This is a genomic window from Streptococcus oralis (assembly GCF_001578945.1).
Classification (GTDB): Bacteria; Bacillota; Bacilli; order Lactobacillales; family Streptococcaceae; genus Streptococcus; species Streptococcus oralis_Q.
In genome coordinates this window covers 36,601-48,361 of sequence record NZ_KQ969556.1, presented here as the reverse complement: position 1 = coordinate 48,361, position 11,761 = coordinate 36,601, and the positions used below count along the sequence as shown (strand labels likewise).

Annotated in this window: 9 protein-coding genes and 2 pseudogenes; 9 read left to right on the top strand and 2 right to left on the bottom strand. The window is 40.3% G+C overall.

The window, feature by feature from the left end; translation table 11 throughout:
* The 7 genes and pseudogenes from SORDD16_RS09110 to SORDD16_RS12025 form a co-directional block, all read left to right on the top strand.
* A partial coding sequence (locus tag SORDD16_RS09110) for an alpha-galactosidase (RefSeq protein WP_241734049.1) occupies window positions 1–1,458 on the top strand: 1,458 nt, incomplete at its 5' end.
* A gap of 36 nt (window positions 1,459–1,494) precedes the next feature.
* Window positions 1,495–2,745: an extracellular solute-binding protein gene (locus tag SORDD16_RS09105; protein WP_061453201.1), complete on the top strand. Its 1,251-nt coding sequence runs from the start codon at window positions 1,495–1,497 to the stop codon at window positions 2,743–2,745.
* Between the two features lie 18 nt (window positions 2,746–2,763).
* On the top strand, window positions 2,764–3,636 hold the full coding sequence (locus SORDD16_RS09100) for a carbohydrate ABC transporter permease (RefSeq protein WP_061453200.1): 873 nt from the start codon (window positions 2,764–2,766) through the stop codon (window positions 3,634–3,636).
* A gap of 16 nt (window positions 3,637–3,652) precedes the next feature.
* Entirely contained in the window at window positions 3,653–4,486 is an 834-nt protein-coding gene (locus SORDD16_RS09095; protein ID WP_061453199.1) for a carbohydrate ABC transporter permease, read from the top strand.
* Window positions 4,487–4,682: 196 nt separating this feature from the next.
* Complete coding sequence (gene gtfA / locus SORDD16_RS09090) at window positions 4,683–6,125, top strand: sucrose phosphorylase (protein WP_061453198.1); 1,443 nt, start codon at window positions 4,683–4,685, stop codon at window positions 6,123–6,125.
* 132 nt (window positions 6,126–6,257) lie between these two features.
* Window positions 6,258–7,451, top strand: coding sequence for an O-antigen ligase family protein (locus tag SORDD16_RS09085; RefSeq protein ID WP_061453197.1), 1,194 nt, complete (start codon window positions 6,258–6,260; stop codon window positions 7,449–7,451).
* Window positions 7,452–7,785: 334 nt separating this feature from the next.
* Window positions 7,786–7,999 (top strand): annotated as a pseudogene (locus SORDD16_RS12025) (ISL3 family transposase); the annotation flags it as partial.
* 487 nt (window positions 8,000–8,486) lie between these two features.
* On the opposite strand, the gene SORDD16_RS09075 reads toward SORDD16_RS12025, so the two are convergent.
* Together SORDD16_RS09075 and SORDD16_RS09070 are read right to left on the bottom strand one after the other, a co-directional pair.
* Window positions 8,487–9,068 carry a LysR substrate-binding domain-containing protein gene (locus SORDD16_RS09075; protein WP_061453195.1) on the bottom strand — a complete coding sequence of 194 codons (582 nt, stop codon included), beginning with the start codon at window positions 9,066–9,068 and terminating at the stop codon, window positions 8,487–8,489.
* Window positions 9,055–9,372: a LysR family transcriptional regulator gene (locus SORDD16_RS09070; protein WP_061453194.1), complete on the bottom strand. Its 318-nt coding sequence runs from the start codon at window positions 9,370–9,372 to the stop codon at window positions 9,055–9,057. Before SORDD16_RS09070 ends, SORDD16_RS09075 begins: the two co-directional genes overlap by 14 nt.
* 278 nt (window positions 9,373–9,650) lie before the next feature.
* Here SORDD16_RS09070 and SORDD16_RS09065 point away from each other — a divergent pair, with 278 nt between their 5' ends.
* Together SORDD16_RS09065 and SORDD16_RS12020 are read left to right on the top strand one after the other, a co-directional pair.
* Window positions 9,651–11,273 carry a malolactic enzyme gene (locus SORDD16_RS09065; protein ID WP_061453193.1) on the top strand — a complete coding sequence of 541 codons (1,623 nt, stop codon included), beginning with the start codon at window positions 9,651–9,653 and terminating at the stop codon, window positions 11,271–11,273.
* A gap of 21 nt (window positions 11,274–11,294) precedes the next feature.
* Window positions 11,295–11,761 (top strand): annotated as a pseudogene (locus tag SORDD16_RS12020) (2-hydroxycarboxylate transporter family protein); the annotation flags it as partial.

Below are 11,761 nucleotides of genomic sequence, written 5' to 3'. Positions count from 1 at the left end.
GATGCTGGGAATGTGTTTACTATTCAACTACTGTATAGTGGAAACTTCGAAGCTTTTGTCCAAAAGAATCAATTGAATGAAGTACGAGTAGCGATTGGCATTAATCCAGAAAACTTTTCTTGGAAGTTAGATCCTAAGGAAAACTTTGAAACACCAGTAGCTTTAGTGACTTATTCAGATAAGGGATTGACTGGTGTGAGTCATGACAGTCAGGATTTTATACTTCATCACATTATGCCAAGCAACTTTTCTCAGAAGGAACGTCCAATCCTCATCAATAACTGGGAGGCAACCTACTTTGACTTTCAGCGTGAAAAACTTTTGGAACTTGCGGATGAAGCTAAGAAAGTTGGAATAGAACTTTTTGTGTTAGATGATGGCTGGTTTGGTAATCGTTTCGATGATAATCGTTCTTTGGGTGATTGGTCTGTTAATGAAGAGAAATTAGGAGGTAGTTTAGAGAGTCTAATCGCCGCCATTCATGACAAAGGATTGCAGTTTGGGCTTTGGCTAGAGCCTGAGATGATTTCGGAAGACAGTGATCTGTATAGAAAACACCCAGATTGGGCTATTCAAGTTCCAGAATATAAACACACATATTCTCGTAATCAATTAGTACTCAATCTTGCCAATCATCAGGTGGTGGAATATTTAAAAGAAGTTTTTGATCAGCTCCTTTCTCATCATGAGATTGACTATATCAAATGGGATATGAATCGTAATATCACTAACCTAGGAAATGGATCAACTTATCTGGAAACACAGATGCAGTCACATCAATATATGTTGGGACTTTATGAACTCCTTTCTTATCTGACAGAGAAGCATAGCCATATTCTCTTTGAGTCCTGCTCTGGTGGTGGTGGACGAAATGATCTTGGTATGATGCGCTATTTCCCACAAGTTTGGGCCAGTGACAATACGGATGCTATTGCACGTTTACCAATTCAATACGGTTCATCCTATCTCTATCCAACCATTTCTATGGGGGCTCATGTGTCAGCAGTACCAAATCATCAGATGGGGCGTAGTACTCCTTTGGAAACTCGGGGGCATGTGGCGATGATGGGCAATCTAGGATATGAGTTAGACTTGACGAGCTTAACAGAAAAGGAAAAAGAAAAGATTGCAGTACAAGTCGCTCTTTACAAAGAACTTAGACCAGTAGTACAATTTGGTAAGCAGTATCGTTTGCTCAATCCTGAGGAAACTAGTAACGAAGTTGCGGTACAATTTAATTACAAGGATACTATTTTAGTAACCTATGTACATAAATTGTCAACTGTAGAAACTATGGAGACAACTTTAAAGTTAAAAGGATTAGAAGAAGAGGCATTATATGAACTAGTGAGCACTAATCAGGTTTACTCAGGTGCGGAACTGATGTATGCGGGTCTAACAGTTATCCTGCCTCAAGGAGACTTTTTAAGTAGACAGTATCGTTTCAAAAAACGATGATCAAAGCGTATAATTTAGAAAAAAGGAGACATTTCAATGAAATGGTATAAGAAAGCAAGTTTTCTCGTGGCAGCTGGAGTTAGCATGCTAGGTCTGGTGGCTTGCAATCAGGATAGTCAATCGGCTGATGGAAAAGTTACAATTGAGTTCTTTAATCAGAAGACAGAGATGTCGGACACTCTGCAAAAAATTGTGGACGATTTTGAAAAAGAGCACTCTACTATTGATGTCAAGTTGACAACTGTACCCTCAGCTGGAATTGTTTTGAAGACCCGTGTTTTGTCAGGAGATGTTCCAGACATTGTCAATATCTATCCTCAGAATATGGATTTTCAAGAGTGGGCTAAGGCAGGCTATTTTGCTGATATGACAGGAAAATCATATTTGGAGAATATCAAGAATAACTATGCTGATAAGTATGCGATTAATAATAAGGTTTATAGTGCACCTTTAACTGCAAATGTCTCGGGAATTTTTTATAACAAAACAAAGTTTAAAGAGTTAGGACTTGAGGAACCTAAAACTTTTGCAGAGTTTCAAGAGATTGTCAAAAAAATTAAAGATATCGGGAGTTCTCCTTTTGCGGTAGCAGGAACGGAGGGCTGGACCTTGAATGGCTACCACCAGCTCTCTCTCATCACCATCACAGGTAGTGGTGATGCAGCAAACAACTACCTTCGTTTTTCAAAACCAAATGCCATCTCTGCGGCTGATGCTGTTTTGAAGTCCGATGCCGAACGTTTGGATTTATTGGCAGATAATGCGCAAGATGGTTGGCGCGGTGCTTCTTATAATGATGCTGTTGTAGCTTTTTCAAGTGGAATTGCCTTGATGATGCCCCAAGGATCTTGGGCCTTAGCAGCAATTAATCAGCAGGATCCCAAGTTTGAAGTAGGCATGTTTGCATTTCCAGGAGAGCAGGCAGGTCAAGAGGTGACCGTTGGAGCAGGGGATATGGCCTTGTCTATCTCTGCGACAACCAAACATCCCAAAGAAACGGAAGAATTTATCAGCTATATGACCTCTGCGAAGGCAATGCAGGCCTACTATGATGTGGATGGCTCACCAGTCGCTGTAAAAGGGATAGAAGAAAAAGAGGACTCAGCTCTTGCGGAAATTTCTAAACTGGCCTTTAGCGATAAACATTATATTTGGTTGGGGCAACATTGGAATTCAGAGGAAGATTTCTTTAACTTGAGTGCGAGTTACTTGATGGACAAAGATTTGAAAAATATGGCAAACAATCTCAATGCTTTCTTTAATCCAATGAAGGCAGATTTGGACTAGGATAGGAGGTAAGTTGGTATGGCTATTCGAAAACTATTAAATAAATACTGGGGTTGGACATTTCTGACAATCCCACTTGCATTACAGGCTATCTTCTTTTACTTTCCTATGGTACAAGGGGCCTTCTACAGTTTCACTAACTGGACAGGTTTGACTTATAACTACAAATTTGTAGGATTAAACAATTACAAATTGCTCTTGATTGACGGTAAGTTCTTCACGGCTATTGTTTTTACCTTGATATTGACTCTTGCATTGATTATTGGAGAGATTGTGATTGGGATGATTGTGGCGCGTGCCTTGAATGCTAAAATGAAGGGACAGACCTTTTTTCGGGCTTGGTTCTTTTTCCCGGCGGTTTTATCTGGTTTGACTGTTTCCTTGATTTTTAAGCAATTCTTTAACTACGGTCTTCCAGCTATTGGGAAAATGTTGGGAATTGGCTTCTTACAAGAGAGTTTATTAGGAAGCCCTGTTGGAGCAGTACTCGCAGCTATCTTTGTCCTTCTGTGGCAAGGGGTAGCTATGCCTATTATCCTCTTTCTAGCTGGTCTTCAGAGTATACCGAGTGATATTTTAGAGGCTGCGTCAATTGATGGAGCGACGAGTAAACAGACCTTTTGGAAGATTGAGTTGCCTTATCTCTTGCCAACTATTTCCATGGTTTTCATTCTTGCTCTTAAATCTGGTTTGACAGCCTTTGATCAAATTTTTGCCCTCACTGGTGGTGGTCCAAACAATGCAACAACTTCGCTTGGTCTTTTGGTCTACAACTATGCTTTTAAGAGTAATCAATATGGATATGCAAATGCAATTGCTTTGATTTTATTCTTGATTATTGGAATTGTTTCTCTTATCCAAATCAAACTATCCAAGAAATTTGAAATCTAATAGAGGAGTCCTACACATGAAAAAAGAAGAAAAATTGAATCAGTTTTGGAAATATGTCCTCTTGATAGTGGGGGGAATCCTCATCCTTGTTCCTTTGTTGGTGACGGTTTTTAGTTCTTTCAAGACCACCAAGGATATCATGAATCATTTCTTTAGTTTGCCTAATCCTTTTACATTAAGTAACTATGAACGCTTGATTTCGGATGGGATTGGAGGCTATTTCTGGAATTCAGCTCTCATCACCCTCTTATCCTTGATAGTGGTAGCCTTCTTTATCCCTGCTGCAGCTTATTCCATTGCTCGAAATATGTCCAAGAAAAAAGCCTTTGCAATTATGTATTCGCTCTTGATTTTAGGGATATTTGTTCCATTTCAGGTGATTATGATTCCCATCACAGTCATGATGAGTAAACTCGGTCTAGCAAATATGTGGGGGCTAGTAATACTCTACCTAACTTATGCTATTCCACAGACTCTCTTCTTGTATGTTGGTTATATAAAAATCAGTGTACCGGATAGTTTGGATGAAGCTGCGGAAATTGATGGGGCTGATCGTTTTACAACTTATCGTCGAATCATTTTTCCAATGTTGAAGCCCATGCATGCGACAACTTTGATTATCAATGCTCTTTGGTTCTGGAATGACTTTATGTTGCCACTCTTGATCCTGAATAAGGATTCCAAGATGTGGACTTTACCTCTCTTCCAGTACAATTACCAAGGTCAGTATTTCAATGACTATGGCCCAAGTTTTGCGTCTTATATTGTGGGAATTGTAACGATAACTATTGTCTACCTCATCTTCCAAAAACATATCATTTCAGGAATGAGTAACGGAGCAGTGAAGTAAGAAAGTGCTTAGGGAATTTATAATTCCATACATAGAGGAACAGTTCAGCTTATTGGCAATTCTATGTAGAAAACAAGAAAATAGTACTTAGTTGCTTGCAGTCTATATTAGTACTGAACAAAAATCTAAAAATATCTTTTATTTACGAAGCCAAGTCATATAAGACTTGGCTTTCATTAGAAAAAGGAGACCATCTATGACCATTCAAAATAAAACTATGTTGATTACTTACTCAGATAGTCTTGGAAATAACCTTAAAGACTTGTATGAGAATTTGGAAGAATATTTTGGCGATGCTATTGGGGGAGTTCACCTTCTACCATTTTTCCCGTCAACTGGTGATCGTGGATTTGCACCGGTTGACTATGACGAAGTGGATCCAGCGTTTGGTGATTGGGAGGATGTTAAGCGTTTAGGTGAGAAATATTATCTGATGTTTGACTTTATGATTAACCATATTTCTCGTCAATCGAAATATTATAAGGACTATCAAGAAAAACATGAAGCTAGTGAATTTAAAGATCTCTTTTTAAACTGGGATAAGTTTTGGCCAGAAAATCGTCCGACACAAGCTGATGTAGATTTAATTTACAAGCGTAAGGATCGTGCACCAAAGCAAGAGATTCTTTTTGCAGATGGTTCAGTTGAACATTTGTGGAATACTTTTGGTGAGGAGCAGATTGATCTTGATGTGACCAAAGAAGTAACGATGGCATTTATCCGTAAGACGATTCAACATCTAGCAAGTAACGGGTGTGATTTGATTCGTCTAGATGCCTTTGCTTATGCAGTGAAGAAATTGGATACCAATGATTTCTTTGTGGAACCAGATATTTGGAATTTATTGGACAGAGTTCGAGATATCGCTGCTGAGTACGGAGCAGAGCTCTTACCTGAGATTCATGAACACTATTCGATTCAGTTTAAAATAGCGGACCATGATTACTATGTTTACGATTTTGCCCTTCCAATGGTGACCCTTTATACTCTTTACAGTTCCAGAACAGAACGTTTAGCTCAGTGGTTAAAGATGAGCCCGATGAAGCAATTTACGACACTAGATACCCATGATGGGATTGGAGTGGTGGATGTCAAGGATATCCTGACTGATGATGAAATTGACTATGCTTCAAATGAGCTCTATAAGGTTGGAGCGAATGTCAAACGTAAGTACTCTAGTGCAGAGTATAACAATCTGGATATCTACCAAATCAATTCAACCTATTATTCTGCGCTTGGAGATGATGATGTCAAGTACTTCCTCGCTCGTTTGATTCAAGCTTTTGCTCCAGGCATTCCTCAGGTTTATTATGTAGGATTGCTAGCCGGCAAGAATGACCTGCGACTGTTAGAAGAGACAAAAGAAGGGCGGAATATCAATCGTCATTACTATAGCAATGAGGAAATAGCAGAGGAAGTCCAACGTCCAGTGGTGAGGACTCTTCTCAGTCTCTTTACCTTCCGTAATCAGTCCGCAGCCTTTGATTTAGAAGGAAGTATTGAGGTAGAAACACCAACAGCTCACAGCATTGTAATCAAACGCCAAAATAAAGACAAGTCCGTAACAGCAGTAGCAGAAATTGATCTGCAAAGTCAGACCTATCAAGTAGTGGAAAACGGCAGAAAAATTCAGTTTTAGATCTGTGTGGAAATCATAGTTTTTTACTATTGGAAACGTGTTCATTGTTCCAAAATAGAAGAAAAAATGGTAGAATAAAAAGATAGTTTAGCATTTATCTTCTGGAGCAATCCAGGACAGAAAGGATCCGTTTTGAAATCAATTGGATTACTGGATAAGATAAGAGGGCTTTCGAAAAAAGATTTCTTTTTGTATCTGATGATTATGAGTATCTTTTTACCTTTTTATTTGTTCTTAGCACTTTTTGCTTTATATTTGATAGGTTTACTTGTTACTGGGGAGATGAAGGGAATTATCAAAGGATTGGCCAAACATCCTGTACTTCTCTTTTTTATTGCCTACAGTAGTATCATCTCTATCGTTGCCAAGAACTGGCTTGGATTGGTCGCATCTTTACTGATGTTTCTCTTCCTCATTTTCTTTAGTTTTTATCAGAAACGTCTGACACATGCTTTCTTTCGGTTAATCTTGCAGACGGTATTGTTTGGTAGTATACTCTCTGCAGCCTTTGCTACTTTGGAGCATTTCCAAATTGTAAAGAAATTTAACTATGCCTTTCTTTCGCCCAATATGCAAGTATGGCACCAGAACCGTGCAGAAGTGACCTTCTTTAATCCTAACTACTATGGAATTATTTGTTGCTTCTGTATCATGATTGCCTTTTACCTCTTTACAACGACGAAGTTAAGATGGTTGAAAGTCTTTTGTGTGTTAGCAGGTTTTGTGAATCTATTTGGTTTGAATTTTACGCAGAATCGAACAGCCTTTCCTGCCATCATCGCTGGTGCCATCATTTATCTCTTTACAACCATTAAAAACTGGCGTGCCTTCTGGCTCAGTATTGGAGTTTTTGGGATTGGCCTTTGTTTCCTCTTCTCAAGCGATTTGGGTGTCCGTATGGGAACCCTAGATTCTTCAATGGAGGAGCGCGTTTCAATCTGGAACGCAGGTATGACTTTGTTCAAGCAAAATCCGATCTGGGGTGAGGGACCACTGACCTATATGAATTCCTATCCGAGAATTCATGCTCCTTATCACGAGCACGCGCATAGTCTTTATATCGATACTATTTTAAGTTATGGTTTGATTGGAACAATTCTCCTATCCATTTCTTCGGTTATCCCGGTTCACATGATGATGGATATGAGTCAGGAGTCTGGTAAACGACCAATTATCGGTCTTTATCTCTCCTTCCTTACAGTAGTCGCTGTACATGGAATTTTTGACTTGGCTCTCTTCTGGGTACAGTCAGGATTCATCTTCTTGCTGGTTATGTGCAGTCTACCACTGGAACATCGAACCTTAGTGTCAGAGATGATAGATTAAATTTAATTGAAGATTCTCCCCTTTTGACTGCTTGCAAAAAGTTAGATTCTTTTTGGGAATCCAGACAGAATCCCATCTCGTCTAAAGCTTGCTATACTCCCATTATAGTGGACAGTGAAAAACAAAAATCACTAGAAACTATGGCTCTATAATTTCTGTAGTGGGTAAATCCACTGTAGGAATTATGGAGCCTATTTTGTGTAGAAAAAAAGCCTCATATGACCTATAATGAAAAGTGATGAAATCATCATTAGAAAGGTTCTTATGGAATAAATTAACGGTCAGGGGAGTGACTGTTAATTCCTGAGCACAAAAATAAAAAAACGAAGATTTTATTACAAACTCGCTTGGAATTAAAGACAAAAACATCATTATTTCGGATTATGTGGACGCGGGGACCCACAAGGAAGTCCTCGCTAAGCTAGATTATCCCGCCCCAAGATGTCCTCACTGTCGCCAAATACAACTTCCAAAAGGAATTCAAAATTTCCTATTTAGAACGCTATCAAGCCAACAAAAAGCAGTGTGGTCAGCGAAAACGCAACTTTCTGAAGAAGAGAAAGCCTTTATCCAAGAATACCTTGATAAAGATTGAAGTTTAGATGTCATCAAAGGAACCTTTCCTGACAAGATTTCATGTTCTATGCGGACACTTTACCGCTTGGGGCAAGGTTCCCTAAACCTTTTCACTCCCAGCCCGCGAGGCTTTTACAGTCCAGGAGACTGTGAGGGGTTGGGGATGAGGAAAACAGAGTTTCCCTCAATGTAGGAGCTTTTTAGGATTCTAAAAGACGAACAAAAAGTCCAATCAACTACCGCTTCAAGAGTTTTTTGCCAAAATAAAGCGAGGATGAAGGACTTTTTCTCAGTCTCAAGAAATCATATTCTAAGAAAATCTCTTAATTACAAAACACCTTATCAAGTTTTTCTGAGTTGTATGGATTGTCTAGCTTAATTTGACAAATGGGGGCTAAAAGTAGTTCTCACAAGCGAGAATCTTTCCTAGTTTTATCTGTTCAAGTTGGGAATTTTGGCTTATTCTTTCATCGTGTTTAAGAGAGTTATAAATTCTTTTAATTCGTCGGTGAGGTAGAGTTTGGGTGAGTAGGCATAAGCGACATGAAAATAGATTTTTTCTTGCGTGACAAATGGGATTGCGACTAAGTCTTTATCCTGTTCAGAGATTGCCGAAATAGTCAAGATGGTAATGCCCAAATTTTCAGAGACCATTTTTTTGATCAGGGGCAGATCATTCAGCTGAGCAGCAATTTTGGCTCTTCCTCCATTTCTCTTATTGAGGATATCAAAAGCAGTCAAGTGGATGTTGTGCTCGTCTAGTAAGATAAAGTCTTCGCTTAATAAATCTTGAAAGGCGACTTCCCTTTGCTGGGCGAGGGGATGCTCTTTTGAGACCAGAAGGACTAACTCCCGCCGATAAAGGGGAACGGTAATGACCTGTTCCAGATTCAAAGGGCGTAAGCTCCCAAGTAAGCTGAAATCCAAGTCTCCCTCTAAGAGGCGTTTTCTCAATTCTTGGGAACCGCCACAAATCAGGTGAAATTGACGAAGAAAGTTAAGGTTCTTGGGTGCAGAAGGACAGTGCTCAAAAAAACTCATTCATGATGATGGGAGGAAAACCGACTTCGATTTTGCCCAAGCGCGCATGCTCCATGGCCTTTTCTAATTTGGATAAATCTTGTAAGATTTGTTTGGCATGGCCCGCTAAAATGTGTCCAGTTTGGGTGAGGTGGTCAACGCGATTGGCCGTTGTTTTTTCAACTAAGGTAGTGCCAAATTTTTCTTCCAGTCGTTTGATGGCATAGGTAATGGTTGGCTGACTGACATGAAAATGTTGGGCCACTTCAGTGAAGGATTTGCTTTCTGCTAGTTGCACGAAGTATTCTAAATCACGGGTGTTCATGATCCTGCTCCTTGGTATAACTGATTTTTATCTTAAATGATTGATGAAGCTTTCCTTTTTATGGGGGCTTTTTCAGTTTAGCTGGAGAAAATGATTTCCATCTAAGCTGACTAACCAGTATCTCGATTCCCTGTGGATAAAGTCCAGCTTTTCCTTATATTCTACCAAAAAGAATTTTACTTATAAAGTTTTTTTATGATTTCTATGGGTGTTGACTATAATTTTTGGGAAGTTGTATAATACCCGACGTAAAGAAAAATACTATCGGAGGTGCCACCATGCGTGCACATGAAATTTTAAACAACCCTTTCCTCAATAAAGGAACTGCCTTTACCATGGAAGAACGTAAAGAACTTGGTCTAATTGGACTTCTTCCTCCATATGTTCAAACCATTGAAGAACAAGCAGAGCAAGCCTACCAACATTTCTTGCGCAAACCGTCTGACCTTGAAAAACGTCTGTTCTTGATGGAGATTTTTAATACCAACCGGACTCTTTTCTACTACCTCTTTAACCAACACATCGTGGAGTTCAACCCAATTGTTTATGATCCAGTGATTGCTGACACCATTGAACAATATTCTGAACTCTTTGTAGACCCACAATATGCGGCTTACCTTGATATTAATCATCCAGAAAATATCGAAGAAACCTTGAAAAATGCAGCTGGTGATCGCGATATCCGTTTGATTGTTGTGACCGATGCAGAAGGAATTCTGGGAATCGGTGACTGGGGTGTCCAAGGGGTGGATATCTCTGTCGGTAAACTCATGGTCTACACGGCAGCAGCTGGTATTGATCCAGCTTGCGTTATGCCTCTTGTCATCGATGCGGGTACCAACCGTGAAGAACTCTTGAACAATCCAATGTATCTGGGGAACCGTCATGAACGGGTTCGTGGGGAACGATACGATGCCTTTGTCGATCAATTTGTTCAAACTGCTGGAAATCTTTTCCCTAAACTCTACCTTCACTGGGAAGACTTCGGTCGTTCAAACGCAGCAGATATCTTGAACCGCTACAAGAAAGAAATCCCAACCTTCAACGATGATATCCAAGGAACAGGTATCGTTGTCTTGGGTGGTATCTTTGGAGCGATGGACATCACAGGTGAAAAATTGACAGACCAAGTTTACCTTTGCTATGGCGGTGGTTCTGCCGGTGCTGGGATCGCAGAGCGTGTTCATGCGGAAATGGTTGCAGAAGGTCTTGATCCAGAAGAAGCTTACAAACGTTTCTTCATGATTGATAAACAAGGTCTTTTGTTTGACGATATGGAAGATTTGACTCTAGCACAAAAACCATTTGCTAAAAAACGTGCTGACTTTGAAGGGAAAGGAGACATGACCAGTCTTCTTGAAGTGATCAAAACTGTGAAACCAACCATCTTGGTCGGAACTTCCACAAACCCAGGTGCCTTCACAAAAGAAGTCGTCGAAGCGATGTGCCAAAACACAGAACGCCCAGTAATCTTCCCAATTTCTAATCCAACCAAGAAATTAGAAGCAACTGCCCAACAAGTCATCGAATGGTCAGACGGTAAAGCCTTTGTGGCGACCGGTGTCCCTTCAGGAACCATCAGCTACAAAGGTGTGGACTATGAAATCGGTCAAGCCAACAACGCTTTGATCTATCCAGGTCTGGGTCTTGGCATGTTGGCATCTGAAGCCAGCCTCTTGACAGACGAAATGATTGGGGCAGCCGCTCACTCCTTATCAGGTATTGTCAATCCAGGTCAACCAGGTGCGCCAGTGTTACCACCATTCCAATATGTAGCTGACGTGTCCATTAAAGTGGCTGAGGCCGTTGCCAAGAAAGCTCAAGAACAAGGTTTGGCGCAAGCTAAGGAAACAGATATGGCAAAAGCTGTCCGTGACCTTAAATGGTATCCTACCTACTAAAAAGGAGCTGACTGAACAACCATGAAAAAATTGAATGAAATCAAAATTTCCGGTGTCAGTCTTCCTCTATATGCCTTTATCGTCATCGTTCTTGCGGTGACGATTGCTATGGGGAAACTCCCACTCAATATGCTTGGAATCACCCTTTTATTGGTCGTGATGGGTCATCTTCTCTACTATATCGGTGAGAAGCTTCCGATTATGAACTCTTACTTGGGCGGAGGCTCTGTCTTCACACTGCTTGGAGCGAACCTGCTTGCTACATTCCATATCATTCCAAACGACATCATTGTAGCAACTAAGGGCTTCTTAGGAGATTCTTTCGGCTTCTTGGACTTTTATATTGCTGCTCTCATATGTGGTTCTATCCTTGGCATGAATCGAAATCTTTTGGTCAAGGCCTCTGCCCGTTTTATCCCTGTCTCTCTTGTAGCCATGGTTGTAGGGGCTCTCTCAGTTGGTGCGGTAGGTGCTCTTCTGGGACAAGG

What these genes read in the sequence shown, in the direction of transcription:
- SORDD16_RS09100 (WP_061453200.1), top strand. Translation starts at nt 2,764, where the DNA reads ATGGCTATTCGAAAACTATTAAATAAATACTGGGGTTGGACATTTCTG.
- SORDD16_RS09075 (WP_061453195.1), bottom strand. Translation starts at nt 9,068, where the DNA reads ATGAGTTTTTTTGAGCACTGTCCTTCTGCACCCAAGAACCTTAACTTT.
- SORDD16_RS09105 (WP_061453201.1), top strand. Translation starts at nt 1,495, where the DNA reads ATGAAATGGTATAAGAAAGCAAGTTTTCTCGTGGCAGCTGGAGTTAGC.
- SORDD16_RS09065 (WP_061453193.1), top strand. Translation starts at nt 9,651, where the DNA reads ATGCGTGCACATGAAATTTTAAACAACCCTTTCCTCAATAAAGGAACT.
- SORDD16_RS09070 (WP_061453194.1), bottom strand. Translation starts at nt 9,372, where the DNA reads ATGAACACCCGTGATTTAGAATACTTCGTGCAACTAGCAGAAAGCAAA.
- gtfA (WP_061453198.1), top strand. Translation starts at nt 4,683, where the DNA reads ATGACCATTCAAAATAAAACTATGTTGATTACTTACTCAGATAGTCTT.
- SORDD16_RS09095 (WP_061453199.1), top strand. Translation starts at nt 3,653, where the DNA reads ATGAAAAAAGAAGAAAAATTGAATCAGTTTTGGAAATATGTCCTCTTG.